This is a genomic window from Pseudoduganella sp. GW821-FHT11H04 (genome assembly GCF_058807935.1).
On record NZ_JBXARE010000001.1, the window covers coordinates 25,028 to 47,822 of the forward strand.

General features: G+C 59.3%; 18 protein-coding genes. 14 read left to right on the forward strand and 4 right to left on the reverse strand.

Features of this window, described 5'->3' with window-relative positions:
* Window positions 1-105: 105 nt before the first annotated feature.
* The 7 genes from AC1RTP_RS00125 to AC1RTP_RS00155 are packed head-to-tail and all read left to right on the forward strand — an operon-like array spanning window position 106 to window position 9,105.
* Complete coding sequence (locus AC1RTP_RS00125; RefSeq protein ID WP_498603911.1) at window positions 106-1,263, forward strand: hypothetical protein; 1,158 nt, start codon at window positions 106-108, stop codon at window positions 1,261-1,263.
* Window positions 1,263-3,233: an asparagine synthase (glutamine-hydrolyzing) gene (gene asnB, locus AC1RTP_RS00130; protein ID WP_498603912.1), complete on the forward strand. Its 1,971-nt coding sequence runs from the start codon at window positions 1,263-1,265 to the stop codon at window positions 3,231-3,233. Before AC1RTP_RS00125 ends, asnB begins: the two co-directional genes overlap by 1 nt.
* A 2-nt stretch (window positions 3,234-3,235) precedes the next feature.
* Complete coding sequence (locus AC1RTP_RS00135; RefSeq protein WP_498603914.1) at window positions 3,236-4,375, forward strand: glycosyltransferase; 1,140 nt, start codon at window positions 3,236-3,238, stop codon at window positions 4,373-4,375.
* Window positions 4,372-6,642: a glycosyltransferase family 4 protein gene (locus AC1RTP_RS00140; RefSeq protein ID WP_498603915.1), complete on the forward strand. Its 2,271-nt coding sequence runs from the start codon at window positions 4,372-4,374 to the stop codon at window positions 6,640-6,642. Before AC1RTP_RS00135 ends, AC1RTP_RS00140 begins: the two co-directional genes overlap by 4 nt.
* Window positions 6,643-7,248 carry a sugar transferase gene (locus AC1RTP_RS00145; RefSeq protein WP_498603916.1) on the forward strand — a complete coding sequence of 202 codons (606 nt, stop codon included), beginning with the start codon at window positions 6,643-6,645 and terminating at the stop codon, window positions 7,246-7,248.
* Window positions 7,245-7,895, forward strand: a complete 651-nt coding sequence (locus AC1RTP_RS00150) for an acetyltransferase (RefSeq protein WP_498603917.1) — start codon at window positions 7,245-7,247, stop codon at window positions 7,893-7,895. Before AC1RTP_RS00145 ends, AC1RTP_RS00150 begins: the two co-directional genes overlap by 4 nt.
* Before the next feature lie 19 nt (window positions 7,896-7,914).
* Entirely contained in the window at window positions 7,915-9,105 is a 1,191-nt protein-coding gene (locus tag AC1RTP_RS00155) for a DegT/DnrJ/EryC1/StrS family aminotransferase (RefSeq protein WP_498603918.1), read from the forward strand.
* A gap of 55 nt (window positions 9,106-9,160) precedes the next feature.
* Here the strand turns inward: AC1RTP_RS00155 and AC1RTP_RS00160 are convergent, their stop codons facing one another.
* Window positions 9,161-11,089: a polysaccharide biosynthesis protein gene (locus tag AC1RTP_RS00160; RefSeq protein WP_498603919.1), complete on the reverse strand. Its 1,929-nt coding sequence runs from the start codon at window positions 11,087-11,089 to the stop codon at window positions 9,161-9,163.
* A 360-nt stretch (window positions 11,090-11,449) separates the two neighbouring features.
* Here AC1RTP_RS00160 and flhB point away from each other — a divergent pair, with 360 nt between their 5' ends.
* The 7 genes from flhB to motD all read left to right on the forward strand — a co-directional run bounded on the left by flhB (window position 11,450) and on the right by motD (window position 20,140).
* Window positions 11,450-12,589, forward strand: coding sequence for a flagellar biosynthesis protein FlhB (gene flhB / locus AC1RTP_RS00165; protein WP_498603920.1), 1,140 nt, complete (start codon window positions 11,450-11,452; stop codon window positions 12,587-12,589).
* Window positions 12,590-12,601: 12 nt separating this feature from the next.
* Window positions 12,602-14,728, forward strand: coding sequence for a flagellar biosynthesis protein FlhA (flhA, locus tag AC1RTP_RS00170; protein WP_498603921.1), 2,127 nt, complete (start codon window positions 12,602-12,604; stop codon window positions 14,726-14,728).
* A 1,050-nt stretch (window positions 14,729-15,778) separates the two neighbouring features.
* Entirely contained in the window at window positions 15,779-17,107 is a 1,329-nt protein-coding gene (gene flhF / locus AC1RTP_RS00175; protein WP_498603922.1) for a flagellar biosynthesis GTPase FlhF, read from the forward strand.
* The gene (locus AC1RTP_RS00180; RefSeq protein WP_498603923.1) at window positions 17,100-17,900 is read left to right on the forward strand and encodes a MinD/ParA family ATP-binding protein; all 801 of its coding nucleotides are present in this window, start codon (window positions 17,100-17,102) and stop codon (window positions 17,898-17,900) included. Before flhF ends, AC1RTP_RS00180 begins: the two co-directional genes overlap by 8 nt.
* Window positions 17,901-17,917: 17 nt before the next feature.
* Window positions 17,918-18,649 (forward strand): RNA polymerase sigma factor FliA, encoded by a 732-nt coding sequence (locus AC1RTP_RS00185; protein ID WP_498603924.1) that lies wholly within the window; start codon window positions 17,918-17,920, stop codon window positions 18,647-18,649.
* Window positions 18,631-19,377, forward strand: a complete 747-nt coding sequence (locus AC1RTP_RS00190) for a flagellar motor protein (RefSeq protein ID WP_498603925.1) — start codon at window positions 18,631-18,633, stop codon at window positions 19,375-19,377. The genes AC1RTP_RS00185 and AC1RTP_RS00190 overlap by 19 nt, the downstream gene beginning before the upstream one ends.
* Window position 19,378: 1 nt before the next feature.
* Window positions 19,379-20,140 (forward strand): flagellar motor protein MotD, encoded by a 762-nt coding sequence (gene motD / locus AC1RTP_RS00195; protein WP_498603926.1) that lies wholly within the window; start codon window positions 19,379-19,381, stop codon window positions 20,138-20,140.
* A 100-nt stretch (window positions 20,141-20,240) separates the two neighbouring features.
* Here motD and AC1RTP_RS00200 read toward each other — a convergent pair whose 3' ends face one another.
* The 3 genes from AC1RTP_RS00200 to flgM all read right to left on the reverse strand — a co-directional run bounded on the left by AC1RTP_RS00200 (window position 20,241) and on the right by flgM (window position 22,763).
* Window positions 20,241-21,803, reverse strand: coding sequence for a hypothetical protein (locus AC1RTP_RS00200; protein WP_498603927.1), 1,563 nt, complete (start codon window positions 21,801-21,803; stop codon window positions 20,241-20,243).
* A gap of 165 nt (window positions 21,804-21,968) precedes the next feature.
* The gene (locus AC1RTP_RS00205) at window positions 21,969-22,433 is read right to left on the reverse strand and encodes a flagella synthesis protein FlgN (RefSeq protein WP_498603928.1); all 465 of its coding nucleotides are present in this window, start codon (window positions 22,431-22,433) and stop codon (window positions 21,969-21,971) included.
* 6 nt (window positions 22,434-22,439) lie between these two features.
* A complete protein-coding gene (gene flgM / locus AC1RTP_RS00210; protein ID WP_498603930.1) occupies window positions 22,440-22,763 on the reverse strand; it encodes a flagellar biosynthesis anti-sigma factor FlgM in 324 nt (107 codons plus the stop codon).
* Between the last annotated feature and the right edge of the window lie 32 nt (window positions 22,764-22,795).

A 22,795-nucleotide genomic window follows, 5' to 3' on the forward strand; every position in this document is an offset into this window, starting at 1 on the left:
TGCTACCGGGGCGCTCCCGGGGCAATTGCGTTTTCTTAGGCTATGTACGCAGATAAACTGACATCGGATCGGGCAAGCAATCGCGGCACGCGATGGTGGCTATTCTTGTCCGTTTTCCTCTTCTCGCTGGGCTCGCATTATTTTTACAACCTGGGCATCTACCTTTTCCAGGTTGTTGGCTTGGTTCTGGCGATTTGCCTGTTCCGCACCCAGTACGTGACGATTGCCAATCTCCGGCTGCAGCTTTTGATAGTATTTTTCATTTATTCGTTCGGTGGCGGTGCGCTGATGGCGCTCATCTCAGGTAGTAATTTATTGCTGCCATCGAAGCTATTGCTGCCAATGTTCTTTGTGATGTGGACGATGTTCGCATTCGTAGTTTTCAAAGGGCATGGGCGCGATTTCCATTGGGTGCTTCATAAAGTTGTTTGGATTCACGTGATCGTCTTTTTTGGACAGTTGGCATGGTTCCTGGTAACAGGAGACCTGATCGATTTTCTGGAGCCACTGACGGGCGAAACGCAGCGCGCGCTGGGAGGCTCATATGAATCAGCATTGCTCGCGAACTTTATTCGTGCCACCGGTCTGTACAACGAGCCTGGCACGTACTCGACCTGGATCATTATCCTCTTTCTTCTCTTTAAGAGTTCAGGCGAAAGCCAGGGAGTGCGGAACCAATACAAGGCGTTGGAGATTTTCGTGCTGGCGTCGATCTTCCTATCGTTCTCGACCTTCGGTTTTGTCTTTGCGTTGATCTATATTTCTGCGGCTTTTTTCGAGCGAAAATTTAAGCCGTCAACTCTGATCATCGTGGGCTTGTGCCTGCTGCCACTAATCTACCTTGGCTACGAGATTGTCGACCAAAAAATGGCGCTCGGCGCCGGCGAATCCGGCGTTGGCTTCCGGATGCAGGCGTTGGAACTCTACTTTACTGGACTCACGCCAGGCCGATTCCTGTTTGGCTACGGTATGTTTTCGGATTACTTTCTGCATGCCGACGCCGAGTTGGTGTTTCAGGACGTTGGTTTGTGGTTCGTAATTCTTTCCGCTGTTGGATTTATCGGACTTGCTTTGCTGGTGCTGTTCCTGTTCCTAGCGGTACCACGCAAGGTTTATTCTTTGTTGCTGTTGCTGATTTTAATGATGTCGAAAGGCTCAATGACATCGGCTATTTTGTGGGTTGTTTTCTTGTATTTCGCGATTACTGGTGCCTCTGCATTGCGGGCCAGCCCAGGCGCGACTGATCGTGAGGATGCGCGCTGATGTGCGGTATTGTAGGTTTTATGAGGGGTGGACAGCCTGGCTCGGAACCAGCCACGTCGCTTCTTTTGGAAAAAATGGCTGCAGCCATCCAGTCTCGCGGACCGGATGATTTCGGTACTTGGGTGGGGCCGCAACATGCGATAGGCCTGGGCCATCGCCGCCTGTCTATCATCGACTTGTCGCCAGCGGGGCATCAGCCGATGCCTTCGGCCAGCGGCCGTTATCAGATCGCATACAACGGCGAGATTTACAACCATCTCGACATCCGCGCCGAACTGGAATCGGCGGGCCTGGCTCCGGCTTGGCGCGGTCATTCCGATACTGAAACGCTGCTTGCGGGCTTTGATGCCTGGGGCATTGAGGCGACCATTCGCAAAGCGATTGGTATGTTTGCCTTCGGCGTTTGGGACATGGAATCGCGCGTACTGACACTGGGGCGCGACCGTCTCGGCGAGAAGCCGCTCTATTATGGCTGGCAAGGTAAGGGCGACAGTGCCGCGTTCCTGTTCGGCTCGGAACTCAAAGCATTACGTGCCCATCCACAGTTCGAAGGCCGTGTGTCGCGTGCGGCCCTGACTTTGTATTGCCGCAGCAATTACATCCCGGCGCCATACTCAATTTATGAGGGCATCTATAAGCTTTTACCTGGCACTTTGCTCGAAGTCTCGCCAGCACACCCAGAGCCACGCTTGCGGCAATATTGGTCGGTCGTAGGTGCAGTTTCGGCCGGCCGGGCCGATCAGTTCCAGGGGACCGCGGAACAGGCGGTTGATGCCCTCGATACGCTCTTGAAGGACGCAGTGCGCCAGCAAATGGTGGCTGACGTGCCGCTTGGTGCTTTTCTATCTGGCGGTGTGGATTCGTCCACAGTCGTTGCGCTGATGCAGGCACAAGCAACGCGGCCAGTAAAGACCTTTACCATTGGCTTCCACGAAGCGAAATTCAACGAGGCCGAACACGCGAAAGCCGTCGCACGCCATCTGGGCACCGAGCATACTGAACTGTACGTCGCGTCCGACAAGGCGCGCGAAGTCATTCCAAGCTTGCCGCATCTATATGACGAGCCTTTTGCCGATTCATCGCAAATCCCCACTTTCCTGGTGTCGCAGTTGGCACGCCAGCATGTGACGGTGGCGCTCTCCGGCGATGCTGGTGATGAGCTGTTCTGCGGGTACCAACGCTATTCGCTAGCTGCATCGATTTGGCGCCGTGTAGCGATGGCGCCGCGCCCGCTGCGTAATGCCGCTGCGCGGGGTTTGGGTGCAATACCCGTCGACTCCTGGAATGCGATGGCCTCCATTGCTGGTCCAGTTCTCCCGGCACGCCTGCGTAAGCAGAACTGGGGCGACAAGATCCATAAAGGTGCCGCGCTCGTGGCGTCAGCTTCGGCCAGTGACCTTTACGGAAACCTGCTCACTTTATGGCGTGATCCTGCATCCATGGTGCTGGGTGGCGGAGTGCCTCAGGCTTGGCTGGACGAACAGTTGCCGGCCTTGGGCGAGGTCGACGATATGTCGCGCATGATGGCTTGGGATATGCTGAGCTATCTGCCCGATGACATCCTCACCAAGGTCGACCGTGCGGCGATGGGCGTGTCGCTGGAAACCCGTGTGCCGTTGCTGGATCACCGTGTGACGGAGTTCGCATGGCGCCTGCCGCAGTCGATGAAGGTGCGCGATGGCCAGGCCAAGTGGCCATTACGCCAAGTGCTGTACCGCTATGTGCCGAAAGAGCTGATCGAGCGTCCGAAAATGGGATTTGCGGTACCGATCGGCGACTGGCTGCGCGGCCCTCTGAAACCATGGGCAGAAGCGTTGTTGAGCGAAGCGCGCCTTGAGCGCGACGGCTATTTCCATGTCGGAATAGTGCGTCAGAAGTGGCTTGAGCATCAATCCGGCCAGCGCAACTGGGAACACCATCTCTGGAATGTACTCATGTTCAATGCATGGGCGGATCACTGGTTGACCTGAATATGTTGAAGATACTTTTTGTTTCCACTGGGCTGCAGACCGGCGGGGCCGAGCGCATGCTCTTGAAGCTGCTGCAGAATATTGACCGCTCGCGTTTCGACCCGGTGGTTGTTTCCCTGATCGACGAGGGCACGCTCGGTGGCGAGATCAGGAAGCTGGACATTCCGGTGATCAGCTTGCGAATCAATACGCTGCAAGGCATCACGACAGCATTGTGGCGCCTCACCAAGGTAATGCGCCAGGGCCGGTTCAACGTCATCCAGGGCTGGATGTACCACGGCAACCTATTTGCTTGGTTGGGGCGTCTGTTCTCCTTGCGCCGCGCTGCGTTGTGTTTCGGCATTCGTCACACGCTGTACGACTTGACGCGCGAAAAGCGTCATACGCGGGCGGTTATTAAGGCCAATGCCTGGCTGTCCAAACGGACGGAATCATGCATGTTCAATAGTGAAGTGAGTTTGTCTTCGCACAAGCGCCATGGCTTCGCGTCGCATTCGATGGAAGTTATCCCGAATGGTTTCGATATCGGCGCGTTTGGCCCAAGCCCAGCGTGTTCCGAGGCTTTGCGTGTCGAATTGAAGTTGGGGCAGGCGCCGGTCGTCGGCATGGTGGCCCGCTTTGATCCGGCAAAGGATCACAGGAATTTCCTGGCCGCCGCCAGTTTGGTGCATGCGGCCAATCCAGCTGTACGTTTTGTGCTGGCCGGCCGCAACGTTGATTGGAATAACCGGCAATTGGTTGAGTGGGTCGATGAATTTGGCTTGCGTACGGTCATCAGCTTGCTCGGTGAACGAAAAGATATCCCTGCCCTGAACAATCTGTTTGATGTGGCTTGCCTGTCGTCCTACATGGAAGCATTCCCTAATGTGGTTGGGGAGGCCATGGCTTGTGCAACGCCGTGCGTAGTCACCGACGTTGGCGATTGTGCAGCAGTAGTTGGAGATGCTGGGATGGTGGTCCCGCCGAGCGATCATCAGGCATTTGCCAACGCCATCCAGTCCTTGCTGGCTCTGCCTGAGGATAAGAGGGCGGAACTCGGGCGCACTGCGCGCCAGCGAATCAGCGGGCTGTTCGAATTGAATAACGTCGTGGAAAAATATATGCGCTTTTACGAAACGGCAGCCGCGAGGCAGGTGGCATGAAGACGCTGGCATTCATTTCCAACTTCTCTGCGTCGCTGGTGAACTTTCGCGGCCCCTTGATTTCTGCCATCCACCAACGGGGCATCAAGGTGTATGCGCTGGCCCCCGATTATGACGAGGCGACACGTACGGCTGTGCAGCGGCTGGGTGCGACTCCTGTCGACTTTTCCATGTCGCGCGCCGGCATGAATCCTTTGCGCGATTTTGGCGATATCGTACGACTGGCGCTGCTCCTGCGGCGTTTGGGTGTGGATGCCACGTTCTCCTACTATATTAAGCCAGTAATCTATGGTCTGATCGCGGCTCGGTTTGCCGGCGTAAAGAAGCGCTTCGCAATGATCGAAGGGGCAGGTTACGCCTTTACCGACGATGAAGTGGTCTCGGCGAAGCGCCGCCTGCTGCGAAACCTGGTGACGAACATGTATCGTGCGGCGCTGCGTTTTGCACATCGTGTGTTCATGTTAAACCCTGACGACAAACAATTGTTTGTTGAGCAGCGCATGGTGCAGGCGGAAAAAGTAAGTCTATTGAAGGGTATCGGTCTTCCGCTGGAGCATTACCTTGAGTTGCCTCCGGTAGTCGAGCCATTGAGCTTTATCCTGATCGGCCGGTTGTTGAAAGAAAAGGGCGTTTACGACTTTGTCGAGGCTGCGCGCATTGTCAGACGCAAAGGTGTGGCGGCCAGGTTCATCATCTTGGGCGATGTCGATGCCAATCCCGGCTCGATCGGAGTCGATGAAGTGAGGCAATGGGTTAACGAGGGCACGATTGAGTGGCCTGGTCATGTTTCAGATGTCCGTCAATGGGTGGCAAAGAGCAGTGTATTTGTTCTCCCTTCCTATCGTGAGGGCTTACCCCGCAGTACTCAGGAGGTTATGGCAATGGGGCGCCCAGTCATCACGACCGATGTGCCGGGTTGCCGCGAAACGGTGGTTGACGGTGTCAATGGCTTTAAGGTGCCGGTGCGTAATCCGATTGCACTGGCAGACGCCATGATGAAATTTGTCGATCGACCGGACCTGATTCCGGTGATGGGTAAAGCGAGTCGCGAGATCGCTGTTGCGGATTTTGACGTGGTGAAGGTGAACGCGACCATTCTCGCGGCAATGGGAGTCGACGGCCAAAAGGAAGCTGGGAAGGGAGAGACTGTACTTGTTATCGCCAGTTTCGCAGACTCTCTCATTAAGTTCCGTGGGGAATTGATCGCCTCAATGCTTCGGCGTGGGGCGATTGTGCATATCGCAGTACCCAACCTTTATGCGTCGCCGGAAATCAGGGAGCAGTTGCTGGGGATGGGATGCGTGTGCCATGAAACGAAAATGATCCGGAATGGCACTAATCCGGTGACGGATAGCTGGACCTTGTATTCATTGGCACGCCTGATGCAGAAGATCCGACCGACACACGTTCTTGCCTACACCATCAAGCCTGTGATCTATGGCACCCTCGCTGCCAAGCTGACCAGTGTACCTAATCGGGTGGCGCTGATTACTGGCCTTGGCCACGCTTTTGCCGGGAGCGGCAAGGGATTCAATTTGCTGAGGCTGGTGCAGGAGAGCATGTACCGCGTCGCGCTGTCGCGTGCTACGCGTGTTATTTTCCAGAACCCCGATGACAAGGCCTATTTTGTCGAGCATGCCCTGGTGAAGGCGGACCGCACAGCTCTGGTCAATGGCTCCGGCGTGCCTTTGAAGGAATTTGCGCAGCAGCCTTTGGCGCCAATCGGCTCCGTCCATTTCCTGCTGGTAGCGCGCCTGATGCGCGACAAAGGCGTCTATGAATATGTGGCTGCGGCGCGCGAGGTAAAAAAGACCCATCCACACGCTGTCTTCAACCTGGTGGGCTGGATCGATTCGAACCCGTCGGCGATTACCGAAGGTGAGCTGAAGCAATGGCAGGAGGAAGGATGGATTCAGTTCCATGGCCGCTTGTCCGATGTGCGCGCGAGCTTGGCCAACTGCCACGTCTTTGTTTTGCCATCGTACCGCGAAGGCACGCCGCGTTCCGTGCTGGAAGCGATGGCTGTCGGGCGTGCCATCATTACCACGGACGCGCCAGGCTGTAGGGAGACTGTGGTTGAAGGCGATAACGGCTTGCTGGTGCCGGTGGCAGACGTCGATGCATTGGCTGCGGCAATGATTCGTTTGCTGGAAAACCCCGAAGAATTGCACCGCATGGGACAGCGCAGCAGGGAAATGGCGGAGCAAAAATATGATGTAAATTTGGTCAACCAGGCGATGTTGGCCAATATGAAGATGGAAGGATAAATGAAACGCTTACTGGATATTATCGTGGCGGGCACCGCGCTGCTGTTGCTGGCGCCGGTACTGTTGGTCGTCGCAATCCTCGTTGCGTTGAAACTCGGCCGACCTGTGTTGTTCCGCCAGGCGCGGCCGGGTCTGAATGGCAAGATCTTTCACTTGCTGAAGTTCCGCACCATGACGGACGAGCGTGACGCATCGGGACAGTTGCTGCCAGACGCTGTGCGCCTGACGCCATTCGGTCAGCGTTTGCGGCAATTGAGCATTGATGAACTGCCCAGCCTGATCAACGTGCTGCGCGGGGAGGTGAGCCTGGTTGGTCCGCGACCTCTATTGGTTGAATATTTGCCGCTGTACTCGCCGGAGCAGGCGCGGCGCCACCAAGTTCGGCCAGGCGTGACTGGCTGGGCCCAGGTCAATGGCCGTAACGCCATCAGCTGGGAGCAGAAGTTCGAATTCGACGTCTGGTATGTCGACAATCAATCGTTCTTGCTCGACCTGCGCATTCTGTGGATGACCGTTGGAAAAGTCCTGCGCAAAGACGGCATCAACGCTGCGGGCGAAGCGACCATGACGCGTTTTGCCGGTAGCGAGAATCGGAAGCCGGGATGAGCACAGTAAATCAAAGGCGACTGCTGGTGCTGGGAGCCGGCGGCCACGGCAAAGTCGTGGCCGATGCCGCCAGAGCCAGCGGAGCATGGGACGAAATCGCCTTTCTCGATGATCGTTATCCAGCGCTGGCCAGCATCGGGCGGTGGCCTGTGATCGGACGCTTTGCGGATGCTGGCGCCTTGTTGGCCCGATTTCCTCAAGCCGCACTCGGTATCGGCGACAACAAGTTCCGCGCCGAATTACTGCAGTTGCTTCAGGCGCAGGGCTTTGCGCTGCCCGCCATCGTTCACCCGACTGCTGCGGTCAGCCCTGATGCGCAGCTTGGCGATGGTGTCGTCGTGCTGGCGCAGGCGGTGGTAAATATTGATGCTGTGCTGGACGAAGCGGTCATCGTTAATTCCTCCGCTGTGGTCGAGCACGATTGCAAAGTTGGCGTTGCTTGTCACTTGTCACCGGGGGCGGTACTCGCCGGTGGAGTGCAAGTGGGCGGAATGAGCTGGATCGGAATGGGTGCAGTGGTGCGCCAGGGCATAAAGGTCGGTACACACGTGCGCGTGGGCGCTGGTGCTGCCGTCGTCGCGGATGTTGCGGATGGCAATACGGTCGTGGGCGTACCAGCCCGGCCGATGTGCCGAACTCAGGACTGAATTTTAAGGAGCAACTAGATTGAGTGAAACAGAAAAGCGCTTGGCGGCGCCGGCCCCGTGGCCTTACTACGCAGATGATGAAGTAGATGCGGTGACTGCGGTCCTGCGGTCAGGCAAAGTCAACTACTGGACTGGTGACCTGTGCCGCGAATTTGAGCGCGAATATGCGCGCCACGCTGGTACCAAGTACGCGGTGGCCGTAGCAAACGGCACTGTGGCGTTGGAACTCGCTTTACATGCTTTCGGCATTGGTGCAGGTGACGAAGTGATTACGCCGAGCCGCACCTACATCGCTTCGGCAAGCTGCGCAGTAATGCGCGGCGCCGTACCTGTTGTCGTTGATGTCGATCCGGTGACGCAGAATATTTCACCGGCGGCTATTCGGGCTGCCATTACGCCTCGTACCAAGGCCATTATTGCGGTCCACCTAGGCGGCTGGCCTTGCGAGATGGATGAAATCATGGCCATCGCCGAAGAACATGGCCTCAAAGTGATCGAGGATTGCGCACAGGCACATGGCGCGACCTATAAAGGCCGCCCGGTTGGCGGCTTAGGGCACGCTGCGGCATTTTCCTTCTGCCAGGACAAGATTATCACCACCGGTGGCGAAGGCGGTATGTTGACCACTAACGATACGGAAGCTTGGGAAAGGGCTTGGGCCTACAAGGATATCGGCCGCAGCTATGATGCGGTGTATCGTCGTGAGCACCCGCCAGGCTTCCGTTGGCTCACCGACTCCTTCGGTACCAACTGGCGCCTGACGGAAATGCAGGCCGCAATCGGCCTGCGACAATTGGCCAAGCTGTCCAATTGGACCGCAAGTCGTTGCACTCATGCCGCTGCGCTCACCGCCGGTCTGAAGGACATGCCGCTGTTGCGCCTGACGCTGCCGGCGGAGGACATTGGTCACGCATACTATCGCTACTATGCCTTTGTTCGGCCCGAAAATCTGGCCGACGGCTGGAGCCGCGACCGCATCATTGCCGAGCTAAGTGCTCTGGGCGTCCCGGCGTTTAGCGGCTCTTGCAGCGAAATTTATCTGGAAAAGGCCTTTGACGGTCAACCGGGTAAACCGCGCGAACGGCTGCCGGTGGCGAAGGACCTGGGCGAGACGAGCCTGATGTTCCTTGTGCATCCCACTTTGACGCCAGCGTGGATGGCGCAGGCGATCGAATTGATCCGCTCGATCCTGCAAAAGGCAACTGCCTGATAAAAAACGGCCTGCTCACTGAGCAGGCCGTTTGCATTGGAACGGGATAAATCGTTTAGGCCATTTCCTCCGCCTCGTCTTCTTCGTCCCCAACTGATCGCCCGCACCAGATCAAGTCGGAAATCTCGCTGCTTGGGCGATACTCTTTGACGATCTTGGTTAGCATTGTGCGGATAGCTTCCTGGTCGTCGCGGTTGCACGCGTCTTCGAGCTGTTTCAACATGACTTCCAAGAAGCGCCAGTCGATTTCGTGCTCCTCGGCGCGCATGATCAGCGGATGGTTGGTGCCGGAGACATCACCGCCAATCAGCAGCTCTTCGTACAGCTTCTCGCCAGGGCGCAGGCCCACGTATTCAATTTCAATGGTGCCGTGCGGAGTGGCCGCAGATTTAACTTCTTTCCCGCTCAGGTGAACCATGCGCTTCGCCAGATCAGCAATGCGGACAGGCTCGCCCATATCCAATACGAAAACGTCGCCACCCTGGCCCATGGAGCCAGCCTGAATCACCAGTTGCGCCGCTTCAGGAATGGTCATGAAATAGCGTGTGATTTCAGGGTGGGTGAGTGTGAGTGGGCCCCCGGCTGCGATCTGTTTGCGGAACAGCGGAACCACGGAGCCGGAAGAGCCAAGTACGTTGCCGAAGCGGACCATGCAGAAACGAGTTGATCCGCCTTGGCGCGCGAAGGCTTGCAGAATTAATTCCGCCAGGCGCTTGGTGGCGCCCATCACATTGGTCGGGCGTACAGCCTTGTCGGTCGACACCAGAACGAAATACTTCACCTTGGCCGCCATGGCCGCGCGCGCCATTTTCAAGGTGCCAAACGCGTTGTTGCGAATGCCTTCAATAGGGTTGAATTCGACCAGCGGCACGTGCTTGTATGCAGCTGCGTGGTACACGGTGTCGATCTTGAAGGTGGACAGGATGCGAACGCATTTGTCGTAGTCCTGGACTGAGCCCATGAATGGAACGATTTCAACCTGCAGACCTTTTGCTGCACACATCTGCTGCAATTCCTGGTCGATGGAATAGAGCGCAAACTCCGAAATATCCAGCAGGACCAGGCGAGAAGGTGACAGGCGCAGGATCTGACGGCAAAGCTCGGAGCCGATGGAACCGCCGGCGCCGCTGACCATCACCGCCTTGCCGGTAATGCAGCCAGCCAGCAGGTCGGGATTCGGTTCGACCGATTCGCGTCCCAGCAAGTCTTCCACGTCGACCTGGCGTACGTCTTGCACTTTGGCCTGGCCGCGAATAATGCTGGCGATTGGTGGCGTGACTTTGACGTTGAGTTTTAATGCCGTCAGTTGATCGATGATCTCGGCCTGGCGTTGACGCGACAGCGATGGCATGGCCATCAATACGGTGTCGATGCCCTGCAAAGCATGCAAGCGACCAATGTTGGCAGGCGAGTAGACCTTGATGCCGCCGATGGTCGTCTTTTGCAGTTGGCGATTGTCATCGATGAACAATACCGGCTCGTATTCATGGCTGCTTTGCAAAGCAGCGGCCAGCATGCTGCCAGCCCGGCCTGCGCCGTAGATTGCAACGCGCTTGCGCTGAGATCGGGATTTCGAACCGATAAATACGCTGCGTGCAATAAAGCGGCTGGTCATTACATACAGAACCGTGCTCGCCCAGAAAATCAGGAGCATGGTGGTCGAGAGCTGCGTGCTCAGGAGCAGGCGTGCAACTTCCGCCATCAGCAGTACCGAGAGGGTGGTACCCACCATAACGGTGCCAATGATGCGCTGGTCGATGTAGCGGATCACGGCGCGGTACAGACCGCACATGGCAAATATCGGGATGGCAGTCATGGCTGCGGCCAGTGCCAAGCCTCCGTAACCCAACAGCTGCTGTGGGTGCAAAGTGTCGAAATGCAGCGCGAGCGCGCAGTAGAACATCAATGGCAGGAATAGCAGATCCAGTGTGGCAGCTAACAGTTGCTTATAGAGGCGTGGCAGGCCGAGGAAGATGTATTTCATTCTTGTTGGTTGCGCTAGGGATGGCCAACTTATGGACGCCGGCGCTCATGATCGCCGCGGTAGACAGCAGCTCGCCCCGGCGTATTGAAGATATAAATTTAATAGTATTTTAACGTATTTTCCACTCGAGAATCAATTTTCGAATTGTAACTATTAAGGGAGATACTTACTCGATAATGTTTCTGATTAATAACTAGATTATCTCTTTCATTTTAAAGTTGTCCAAGTTGCACGATTGTGAACGTGGTTTTTTTTGAACAGAGGGCAATTTGCCCGACTGTTCCCCCAATGTCCTCCCTCTGGCGAACGGCATAATCCAGGCTGTCAGGTACCGGCCGGCGGTACCTCCTGGAGCATGCAATGGCTGAAGACAGCGACGCAGAAAAGACAGAACCGGCGTCACAGAGGCGCCTCGATCAGGCGCGTGAGGAAGGGGATGTACCCAGGTCACGGGAAGTGGCCACCTTTACCGTCCTGATGGCAGCGGGCGCCGGCCTGTGGGTGGCCGGTTCCGGCGTGGTGCGCGAATTGAGCCGTATGCTGACCTCCGGACTGTCGCTGACGCGTGAGCAAGTCTTCAATCCCGATGTATTGGTTACCCGCATCCTGGTTGATGTGGTGAACGTCATGTTGGCTTGCCTGCCGATCGCTGTCGCCGTGATGGTGGTGGCCCTGGCGTCGCCGCTCCTGGTCGGCGGTTGGCTGTTTTCGGCCAAGGCCTTCACGCCGAATTTCATGAAGCTGAATCCCTTGACGGGCATCGGCAATATGTTTTCCACCAATTCGCTGGTGGAGCTGGTCAAGGCGATTATTAAATCCGTCATCGTGGGCGTGGTGGCTTGGATGGTCATTTCGCGCCAGCAGCAGGAGGCCATCGGCCTGTTAAGCGAGCCGCTGAATGTGAGCAGCGTGCACGTGCTGAATATGCTGGGCTTCAGCTTCATGGTGATCGTCGGTGCGCTGGGCTTCATCGCCGCCATCGATGCGCCGTACCAGATGTGGCATTACGCGAACAAGATGAAGATGACGCGCCAGGAGCTGATCCAGGAATCGAAAGAATCGGACGGCAACCCGCAGATCAAGGGCAAGATCCGCCAGCTGCAGCGCGAAATGGCGAAGAAACGCATGATGCAGGAAGTCCCGACCGCGGACGTGGTGGTCACCAACCCGACCCACTATGCGGTGGCGCTGAAGTACGCCGAGGGTGGCAGCGGTGCGCCGCGCGTGGTCGCCAAGGGTACCGACGAAGTGGCGGCCAAGATCCGCGAGCTGGCCAAGGAACACCGCGTCGCCATCCTGGAAGCGCCGCCGCTGGCGCGTGCCCTGCACAAGCATACCGACATCGGCGACGAAATCCCGCCGCGCCTGTACGCCGCCGTGGCGGAAGTGCTGGCCTATGTGTACCAGATCAAGGCCTATCGTCCGGGCCTGCGTTACCCAGACCGTCCGAGCAAACTCGATGTGCCGGATGATATGGACCCACTGAATAAGCAACAATAACGGAGTACGAGAATGAACGCGTTGAACATGCCGCCATGGATGAGGGGGATTGTCGGTAACGGTCAAGCCCTGGCTGCGCCGATCCTGATCATCATGCTGCTGGCAATGATGATCCTGCCTTTGCCGGCGTTCGTGCTCGACCTGTTCTTCAGTTTCAATATCGCGCTGTCGATCATCGTTCTGCTGACCAGCCTTTACACGGTCAAGCCGCTGGATTTCATGGCCTTCCCGACGGTGCTGCTGGTTTCCACCATGCTGCGGCTGTCGTTGAACGTGGCTTCCACTCGCGTGGTGCTGACCGAAGGCCACACCGGCCCGGACGCCGCAGGTAAGGTGATCGAGGCGTTCGGCCACTTCCTGATCGGCGGTAATTACACCGTCGGTATTGTGGTGTTCGTGATCCTGACCATCATCAACTTCGTCGTGGTGACCAAGGGTGCGGGCCGTATCGCTGAAGTGGGCGCGCGTTTCGCCCTGGATGCAATGCCTGGTAAGCAGATGGCGATTGACGCGGACCTGAATGCGGGCTTGATCGGCGAGCCGGAAGCTAAGCGCCGCCGTAACGAGGTATCGCAGGAAGCGGAATTCTACGGCGCCATGGACGGTGCTTCGAAATACGTTCGAGGCGACGCGGTGGCCGGCATCCTGGTGACCGTGATCAACGTTGTGGGCGGCCTGCTGGTTGGCATGATCCAGCACGATATGGGCTTTGCCGATGCGCTGAAAAACTATGTGCTGCTGGCGATTGGTGACGGCCTGGTGGCGCAGATTCCTTCGCTGGTGATTTCGATCGCGGCCGGTATCGTGGTGTCGCGCGTGGCGTCAGAAACCGATATCGGTACCCAGGTGATCAGCCAGCTGTTCGCCAAGCCGCAAGTGCTGTTCATCACCGGCGGCATTATCGGCGGCCTGGGCCTGATTCCTGGCATGCCTAACCTGGTGTTCATCCTGCTGGCGTCGATCCTGATCGGCTCCGGTTACATGCAGCAGAAGAAGGCCAGGGAGAAAGCGGAGGCGGTGGCTGCGGGAGATGTGGCAGGGCCGGGCGGCGGTGGCGGTGCCGCTGCGGCGGCCGGACAGGCTGCGCCCGAACAGGAGGAGGCGACCTGGCAGGACGTGCTGGCCGTCGATACCCTGGGGTTGGAAGTGGGCTATCGCTTGATTCCTCTGGTCGATAAGACCCAGGGCGGCGAGCTGCTCAAGCGCATCAAGGGTATCCGCAAGAAGTTTGCGCAGGAGGTGGGCTTCCTGGCGCCGCCGGTGCATATCCGCGATAACTTGGAACTGAAGCCTTCCGCTTATCGCATCGCGCTGAAGGGCGTGGAAGTCGGCACCGGGGAGGCGTTCAACGGACAGTACCTGGCGATTAATCCGGGCATGGCCAGCGGCACCTTGCCTGGCATGGTGACGACCGATCCGGCTTTCGGCCTGCCGGCGATCTGGATCGATGCTTCGCTGCGCGACCAGGCTACCGGCATGGGCTATACCGTGGTCGATGCGGGTACCGTGGTGGCGACTCACCTGAACCATGTGATTACTTCGCATGCTTCCGAGCTGCTGGGCCGAGCTGAAGTCCAGGCCCTGCTGGATCACCTGGAGAAAGAGGCGCCTAAGCTGGTGGAGGACCTGGTGCCTAAGATGCTGTCGCTGTCGACTTTGCAGAAGGTCTTGCAGAACCTGTTAGGGGAGGGGGTGCATATTCGCGATATGCGCACCATTATCGAGACGCTGGCTGAATTTACGCCGCAGACCCAGGATCCGAATGATTTGACGGCGCAGGTGCGTGTGGCGCTGGGCAGGGCGATTGTGCAGCAGCTGTTCCCGGGGGGAGGGGAGTTGTCGGTGATGACCCTGGATAATCGTTTGGAGCGTTTGCTGATGCAGGCGATGGCGAGCGGTGGCACGGATGCGGCGGGGATCGAGCCGGGGCTGGCGGATACGATTGCGCAGCAGGCTGCGGCGGCGACGCAGCAGCAAGAGGCGTTGGGGGTGACGCCGGTGTTGCTGGTGCCGGGGCCGCTGCGGGCTTTGCTGTCCAAGTTTTTGCGGAGGGCGTTGCCGCAGTTGAAGGTGCTGTCGCATGCGGAGATTCCGGAGACGAAGACGATTCGGGTGACGGCACTGGTTGGGGCGCAGTAAAACCCGGTAAACCAGGGGCTACGGGGTTGGTTCTAGGCTGTTGATCTTCCGCGAAAGTCAAAGTCGTCGAACCCAACCCCGAAAGTGCGAACAGACGGGGTCTGACCCTGCGGGTCAGACCCAGGTTTACCGGGTTTTTGGAGCGTTTGCTGATGCAGGCGATGGCGAGCGTTGCCGCAGCTGAAGGTGCTGTCGCATGCGGAGATTCCGGAGACGAAGACGATTCGGGTGCCGGCGCTGGTTGGGGCGCAGTAAAACCCGGTAAACCAGGGTCAACGGGGTTGGTTCTAGGCTGTTGATCTTCGGCGAAAGTCAAAGTCCTCAAACCCAACCCCGAAAGTGCGAACGGACGGGGTCTGACCCTGCGGGTCAGACCCAGGTTTACCGGGTTTTTGGAGCGTTTGCTGATGCAGGCGATGGCGAGCGTTGCCGCAGTTGAAGGTGCTGTCGCATGCGGAGATTCCGGAGACTAAGACGATTCGGGTGCCGGCGCTGGTTGGGGCGCAGTAAAACCCGGTAAACCAGGGTCAACGGGGTTGGTTCTAGGCTGTTGATCTTCGGCGAAAGTCAAAGTCCTCAAACCCAACCCCGAAAGTGCGAACAGACGGGGTCTGACCCTGCGGGTCAGACCCAGGTTTACCGGGTTTTTGGAGCGTTTGCTGATGCAGGCGATGGCGAGCGTTGCCATAGCTGAAGGTGCTGTCGCATGCGGAGATTCCGGAGACGAAGACGATTCGGGTGACGGCGCTGGTTGGGGCGCAGTAAAACCCGGTAAACCAGGGTCTGACCCGCAGGGTCAGACCCCGTCTGCGGCGCCGCCAACGAGGGTGGGTTTAGGTTGTTGATCTTCGTCGAAAGTCAAAGTCCTCAAACCCAACCCCGCTGGCCGTGAGTTCATTCAGGGTCCGACCCTTGGGTCGTACCCTGTTTTCCCGGTTTTCAAAGGTTTTGAATTAAGAGGGCATTTCCCAAGCTATTCCACCGATTGTTACCTCGACGCATCGTCAATAATCTGACCATGTGCGAAATAATCAGCAGGAGCCGCTGGAAATGAACGTCAAAAAATTTACCGCCCCAACATCCCGTGAAGCGCTGCGAAAGGTGCGTGAAGCACTTGGCCCGGATGCGGTGATCCTGTCCAACCGCGCCGTCGACGGCACGGTTGAAATCCTGGCCCTGGCCGGCGACGATGCCGCCGCCCTGGCCCCGCACTCCTCCGATTCCCCAATGTCCGCCCCGGCGCCGCAGCTCGACCTGGCCCCGGCCCTGGTCTCCCAGCCCGCAGCCCCGGTAGTGCGCGCCACTCCGCGCCCAACGCCAACGGCTCCTCGTCCAGCCGCCCCGGCGCCTGCACCCGCCATCGACATCGACCGCATCTCGACCATGGTCGCCGAAGCCGTCGCCAGCGCTAAAGCCAGCGCCGCCGCCGAAATGACCAGCATGATGAGCGAACTGCGCGCCATGCGCGGCATGATGGAAACCCAGCTCAATGAACTGGCTTTCGCCAACACCCAGCAGCGCGAGCCGCACAAGACCGTGGTGCTGCGCGAAATGCTGGCCGCCGGCTTCTCCGCCAGCCTGGCGCGTTACCTGACCGACAAGCTGCCGGCCACCCGCGACGGCGCCGAAGCCCTGCAATGGATCCGCACCGTCCTGGCCCGCAACATCAACGCCATGAGCAACGAAGACGCGCTGCTGGAGCAGGGCGGCGTGTTCGCCCTGGTCGGCCCGACCGGCGTCGGCAAGACCACCACCACCGCCAAGCTGGCCGCGCGCTGCGTCATGCGCCACGGCGCGGAAAAACTGGCCCTGATCACTACCGATGCTTACCGTATCGGCGCCCACGAACAGCTGCGCATCTACGGCAAGATCCTGGGCGTGATGGTGCACTCGGTGAAGGACGAAGCGGACCTGCGCATCGCCCTCAACGAACTGAAAAACAAGCACACCGTGCTGATTGATACTGTTGGTGTCAGCCAGCGTGACCAGATGGTGGCCGAGCAGGTCGCCATGCTGCAGGGCGTCGGCACCGACGTGCAGCGCATCCTGTGCATGAACGCCACCTCGACCCAGGAAACCCTGTCCGAGGTGGTGCGCGCCTACCAGGGCAGCGGCCTGGCCGGCGCCATCATCACCAAGCTGGACGAAGCCGCCTCGATCGGCTCCGCCCTGGACGTGGTGATCCGCCACAAGCTGCGCCTGTTCTATGCGTCCAACGGCCAGCGCGTGCCGGAAGACCTGCACCTGGCCGATCCGGCTGCGCTGGTGGAGCGCGCCTTCGGCGGCCAGGCCGTCCCGAAATACGGCGATGCCGAACTGCCTTTGCTGGTAGCCGGCGCCGCCCAGGACCCAATGCTGCGCGAGGTACGCCTTGGCTAATTTCGATTTCGACCAGGCCGAAGGCCTGCGCCGGATGCTGGCCGGTCCCCGGCCACGCATCATTACCTTCCTGTCGGCCACGCCGCAGGACGACAAAGGCGCCATGCTGGTTAACCTGGGCGCCTCGCTGTCCCAGACCGGCAACGACGTGCTGGTGGTCGATGCCTGCGCCAGCGCCCATGGCGTGGTCTCCCGCCTGGGCCTGGACCACGGCAGCAGCCTGCTGGACGTGGCGCGCCAGCGCTGCGGCTTGAACCAGGTGCTTCATGCTGCACCGCAAGGCTTCAACGTGGTGTCGATGACGCGCGGCGAGTCGCGCCGCGGCCCGGACGAAGGGCGCCGCCTGGCGAAAGCTTTCGGCGTGCTGGCCAGCCAGTCCGGCATTGTGCTGGTGGATGGCGAATTCGACGGCGAAGCCTTCCCGGTGCCGCTGATGGCAAGCTCCGAGATCGTGGTGCAGGTGTCGAATAGTGCGACTTCGATCAAGAATGCTTATATGATGATCAAGCGGCTCAACCATGAGCTGGGCCGCCGCCCCTTTGGCATCCTGGTTACCGGCGCTTCGGAGGCCGAAGCAAGGGTGGTTTACGATAATATGGCACATGCGGCAAGCCGTTACCTGGCGGTCAACCTCGTTTCCATGGGGTCTGTCCCGGCTGACGAATACCTGCAGCGTGCAGCCCGGTTGGGTCGTGCGGTGGTGGACGCCTTCCCATTGGCCGGGGCTTCAGTGGCCTTCCGCCAGCTGGCAGGGCGTTTTGCGATGGGGAGCTGCAACCATTTTAGAGCCTGAAAAGAATTAGAACCTTTATGTACACGGTCAAAGGGAAGGTGGACAAGGATTCCTTGCTGACGGAGCACATGCCGTTGGTCAAGCGCCTGGCCCACCATATGAAGGCAAAATTGCCGCCCAGTGTGGAAGTGGATGACCTGGTACAGGCAGGCATGATCGGCTTGCTCGACGCTATTAACAGGTATGAAGAAACGCACGGCGCCCAATTCGAAACCTACGCGGTGATGCGCATCCGCGGCGCCATGCTCGATGAATTGCGTTCCTCCGACTGGATGCCGCGTTCGATGCGGCAGGACATGCGCAAGATTGAAACTGCGATGGCCACGCTGCAGCAGCGCCTTGGCCGCCCGCCGACCGAGTCGGAAGTGGCGAAATCGCTCAAGCTGTCGCTGTCCGATTACCAGGAAATGCTGTCCGAGGGCGGCGGCCACCAGCTGGTGTATTACGAAGATTTTCACGAGGAAGACGGCAACGACAGCTTCCTCGACCGCTATGCCCATGATGATGATGCCGATCCGCTGCGCGCGCTGCTCGACACCGACTTCCGCCAGGCTGTGATCGATGCGATTGATGCGCTGCCACCACGTGAGAAAATGCTGATGGGCCTTTACTACGAGGAAGAGCTGAACCTGAAGGAGATCGGCGCCGTGATGGGCGTTTCCGAGTCTCGGGTTTCGCAATTGCACACACAAGCCGTGGCGCGCCTGCGTGCCTCGTTGCGGGAGCAGGCATGGACTGGTCCAGCGTAGCCGGCGTCTTGCTGGCGCTGGCCGGCATCATCGTCGGCCAGGGGCTGGAAGGCGGCAAGCTTACTTCCTTGCTGCAGCCGGCTGCATTCGCCATCGTGGTGATCGGCACCTTCGGCGCGGTGATGCTGCAAACCCGCGTGCCGACCTTGCGCCGTGGCTTGTCCATGATCCGCTGGGTCTTCAAACCACCACCAGACAATCGCGCCCAATTGGCGCGCGATATCAATAACTGGAGCATGCTGGCCCGCCGCGACGGGCTGCTGGCGCTGGAGCGCCCCATGCTGGGCGCCAAGGACAAATTCATTGCCAAGGGCTTGCGCATGATCGTGGACGGTATCAACCCGGACAAGATGCGCCAAATGCTGGACATGGAAATCACCGCTTTCGAAACGGCGGAGCGCCAGGCGGTGCGCATCTGGGAATCGGCGGCGGGTTACTCGCCGACCATTGGCATCCTGGGCGCGGTGCTGGGCCTGATCCATGTGATGGAAAATTTGACCGAGCCGGCCAAGCTGGGCTCCGGCATAGCGGTGGCGTTTGTATCGACCATTTACGGCGTCGGCCTGGCCAACCTGTTCTTCTACCCGATCGCCAACAAGCTCAAGACCATCATCACGCGCCAGGTCTACCTGCAGGAGCTGACTGCGGCGGTGATGTACGACATCGCCACCGGCGACTTCACACGAGTTATCGACGAGCGGATCGCGACCCTGATGCGGGAGCCGTGATATGCAAAACCGCCGCGCGCGCCGCAAGTTCGACGACGAGCCAGAGAATCATGAGCGCTGGCTGATTTCCTACGCCGACTTCATTACGCTGCTGTTTGCGTTCTTTGTGGTGATGTATGCGGTGTCCTCGGTCAATCTGGGCAAGTACAAGGTGTTTTCCGATGCTTTAGGCGATGCGTTCGGTGGCGCCGGCTCTGCAACGCCGACCAATACCGAGGTTCAGAGCCTGCCCATCCCGAATCCTGCCACGCGCAAGCGCAATGAGGCGATCAAGAAGGAGAAGGAGCAGATGACGCGCCTGGCCAAGGATCTGGCGAGTACGCTGGCGCCCCTGGTCAAGGAGGGCAAGGTGCGCGTCACGCAGAATAGCCGTGGGGTGAGCGTGGAGATTAATGCTTCGGTGCTGTTCAGGGCTGGCGATGCGAGTTTGACCGAGGAGTCGCGCGAGGCGTTGACGGCGGTGGCTTCCTTGCTGAAGGATGATCCGCATGCGGTGCAGGTGGAGGGGCATACCGATAATGTGCCGATCAAGAATACGGCGTATCCGTCGAACTGGGAGTTGTCGGCGGTGAGGGCGGGGAGTGTGGTGCGGCTGTTTATTGAGTCGGGGATCAAGCCTTCGCGCATGACGGCGGTGGGGCATGCGGATAATGAGCCGGTGGCGCCGAATACTGACCCTGAGTCGCGGGCTAGGAATCGAAGGGTGGCGGTGACGATTTTGTCGGGGGTTCCGGATCCGGCGACTGAAATTCCAAACCCCTAGAACCGGTAAACCGGTGTCAGACCCGCAGGGTCTGACACCCGACATGCGGCCGCCGCGTATCAGTGTCTGACCCTGCGGGTCAGACACTGGGGTAACGGTTTCAGGCGCGCAGCCGCTCCTGCTGCGGCATCTCCGCCCGCAACCGCTGCCTGCGCCTCCAACCCCAAGCCGTCCCAATCGCCGCAAGCGCAGCCAGCACCCCCGCCACCGGCCAGGCCGACGACTTCAAATTCTTCCGCGCCTGCGCATCCATCAACGCCTCCGGAAACGGCCTCGGCTCCGTCGGCACCACCTGCCACTTGCTCCGATCCGCCGGCGCCCGCTCCATGAATTCATCAATCGAATACGCCGGTGCCGACCCGAACGCGCGGCTCGAAGGCACCTGCGGAATCCTCACCAGCATCACCGCCGCCACATCCGACTTCAGCGACTGCTCAAACGCCCCCAGCTTCCGCCCAGCCTGACCACCCAGCACATCCAGCAAATCCCTGCCCAGCGCATCAAACGCCACTGCCGGATGCAAACGCGTCTGCTCCTCAGTGAAATAGTCGAAAGCCTTGCGCCCGCTGGCAAAGCTCATCTCCTTCACCCCCATATAGGCAAACGCACCAACTGCCTTAAGCCGGTTGGTCGGCCCCTGGAACGGCCACTGCCACCCCAGCTTGCGCAGCACATCCACGCTGATCCCCGTGCAGTTATCCGCCGCATGCTTGTAGCTGAAATGGTGGGCATAAAACTCGCGATAAACCTGATTCACCTTGCCCTGGAACGCTTCCGCAGTACGCGCATCGTCCAGCACCGCCACCAGCATGTACGACGGCCGGTAATACTGCTGGCCGCTGTTCAAATCCATCAGGTAGTTATCCATCGGCACCGCCGACGCGACGATGCCTTTTTCGCTGAATGAATCCAGGTTGTAGAAGTTATTCACCAGCCAGTCCGCCCATTCACCCTTTGGCCCAAGCTTGCCAGTGGCGATGGCGAAATGTCCGCCGTAGGCTTCGTCATCGTCGCCCTGGGCGCCGCTCAGCACAATCGCCATCACTGGCTTGCCAGCCAGGTCGGGTGCAGTTGCCCCGGGCCGCTGCCATACCTTGCGCACCGCGTAGTCGCTGCGCGCGCCGCCATCGGCGTGACGCACAAAGCCTTGCAGGTTGTCGGCGCCCGCCAGCGGCTGCAGCGGCAGCCTGGAGTCGATCACGAAATCTTGCGGCCAGATGGTGCGCGCCTCAAACTGCTGGTTCTTTTCATCCCATTGGCCGCGCACGCGCACATCGCGCTGGCGGAAGAATGCTTCCGAGCTGGCGTTGAAATAGGAGCGGTTGGTGACGATCTTTGGCGCCAGGCGCAGGTTCAGCGTGGCGCCGTCGGATGTGCGCAGGGACTTGCCGTCGTAGCGTGCCTGCGGCACCAGTTGCGGCGAACCGACCCAGACCAGTCCTGGAGCATCACCCGCGCCGATGGTGGGCATGGCGACCAGGTCATCCTGGAAATACCATAAGGCCTGGGGTTGGCCGCAGCCTTCGCAGCGGCCAGTCTGGAGGCGGAACTTGTCCGTTGGGTGCAGGCCGAAATGCTCGCCGTCGAGGGCAGGCTGAATCGGCGTGGGGCTGGCCTGGGCGGCGCCGGCGGCTAGGATGATTCCTGAGAGAAATGTGCGCATTTGCGCATTATGCAATAAACCGCAAAACCCGGAAACCGGGGTCTGACCCGCAGGGTCAGACCCCCTCTGCGCCACAGCCTCGGGGTATGTTGTGAGTCCGCGGCAGATGCGCTGACAGGGTCTGACCCTGCGGGTCAGACCCAGGTTTACCGGTTTTAAAGGGGATTAACCCGCGATGAACCCGCGGCGTGCATTGCCGCCGGAAGTCATCCCGCTCGGCCCGTAGACCGTGGTTTGCTGCGGACGCAGCGCTTGCAGGGCGCCCTGGGTGTGGCCCAGGTGCTTGTTGATCAACACGCCGTTCAGGCGGTTCAGTTCTTTCGCTTCGCGCGTCTGGTCCAGCAGGCGCTGCCACAGGATATTGGCGGCATCGTCATTCGCAGCTTCCAGCCACGACTCCATGCCCAGTTCCAGCGCCGGATAGCCGGCTTCAGCCAGGGCAGCGTGGCGCGCGGTGGCCAGGTTGGCCATTTCATTGACCAGGGCCGACTTTTGCGGCGTCAGCGAAGTCAGGTGGTCGATGTCCGCCGCGACCAGGTCTTGCTGTTCCTGTTTCAGGACTTCCAGCAATTCCGAGATCTTGCTCAACTCAGCCTGCAGGCTGTGTTTAGGGGAGACAGCGGCCATCATGCTTCCTTAGCGTTGCTTACGAGCGTTCAGCAGGTCGCGGACCGTGTCCAGCAAACCGTCTGCCACTTTTTCGGAGTTGACCTGGAACTGGCCGTCAGCAATCGCCATCTTGATGCGTTCGACTTTCTTGGTGTCGAACACGGCGTTGCTGGCGGCGGCTCCACTGGCCGCCATCGCCTGGCCTTGCGCGGACAGGCGCACATTGTCGGTACCTGCCTGTGGTGCGGTCGAAGTTGCTGCGGCGGCCTTGTCCGCGCTGCGCGCGTTTGTGCTCGTCGCAGGCGAACTTGGCAAGCCCGGCGTGTTCTTCAATGTATCGTTGATCTTCACAGCTTTATCCTCGTCTGGTTGGAGTACTTTAC

Excerpts from the sequence above, each read along its gene's own strand:
- AC1RTP_RS00205 (WP_498603928.1), bottom strand. The coding sequence starts at position 22,433 with ATGATGGCCGCTGTCTCCCCTAAACACAGCCTGCAGGCTGAGTTGAGC.
- AC1RTP_RS00150 (WP_498603917.1), top strand. The coding sequence starts at position 7,245 with ATGAGCACAGTAAATCAAAGGCGACTGCTGGTGCTGGGAGCCGGCGGC.
- AC1RTP_RS00185 (WP_498603924.1), top strand. The coding sequence starts at position 17,918 with ATGTACACGGTCAAAGGGAAGGTGGACAAGGATTCCTTGCTGACGGAG.
- flhB (WP_498603920.1), top strand. The coding sequence starts at position 11,450 with ATGGCTGAAGACAGCGACGCAGAAAAGACAGAACCGGCGTCACAGAGG.
- AC1RTP_RS00145 (WP_498603916.1), top strand. The coding sequence starts at position 6,643 with ATGAAACGCTTACTGGATATTATCGTGGCGGGCACCGCGCTGCTGTTG.
- asnB (WP_498603912.1), top strand. The coding sequence starts at position 1,263 with ATGTGCGGTATTGTAGGTTTTATGAGGGGTGGACAGCCTGGCTCGGAA.
- AC1RTP_RS00135 (WP_498603914.1), top strand. The coding sequence starts at position 3,236 with ATGTTGAAGATACTTTTTGTTTCCACTGGGCTGCAGACCGGCGGGGCC.
- AC1RTP_RS00190 (WP_498603925.1), top strand. The coding sequence starts at position 18,631 with ATGGACTGGTCCAGCGTAGCCGGCGTCTTGCTGGCGCTGGCCGGCATC.
- AC1RTP_RS00160 (WP_498603919.1), bottom strand. The coding sequence starts at position 11,089 with ATGAAATACATCTTCCTCGGCCTGCCACGCCTCTATAAGCAACTGTTA.
- flhA (WP_498603921.1), top strand. The coding sequence starts at position 12,602 with ATGAACGCGTTGAACATGCCGCCATGGATGAGGGGGATTGTCGGTAAC.
- AC1RTP_RS00140 (WP_498603915.1), top strand. The coding sequence starts at position 4,372 with ATGAAGACGCTGGCATTCATTTCCAACTTCTCTGCGTCGCTGGTGAAC.
- motD (WP_498603926.1), top strand. The coding sequence starts at position 19,379 with ATGCAAAACCGCCGCGCGCGCCGCAAGTTCGACGACGAGCCAGAGAAT.
- AC1RTP_RS00200 (WP_498603927.1), bottom strand. The coding sequence starts at position 21,803 with ATGCGCACATTTCTCTCAGGAATCATCCTAGCCGCCGGCGCCGCCCAG.
- flhF (WP_498603922.1), top strand. The coding sequence starts at position 15,779 with ATGAACGTCAAAAAATTTACCGCCCCAACATCCCGTGAAGCGCTGCGA.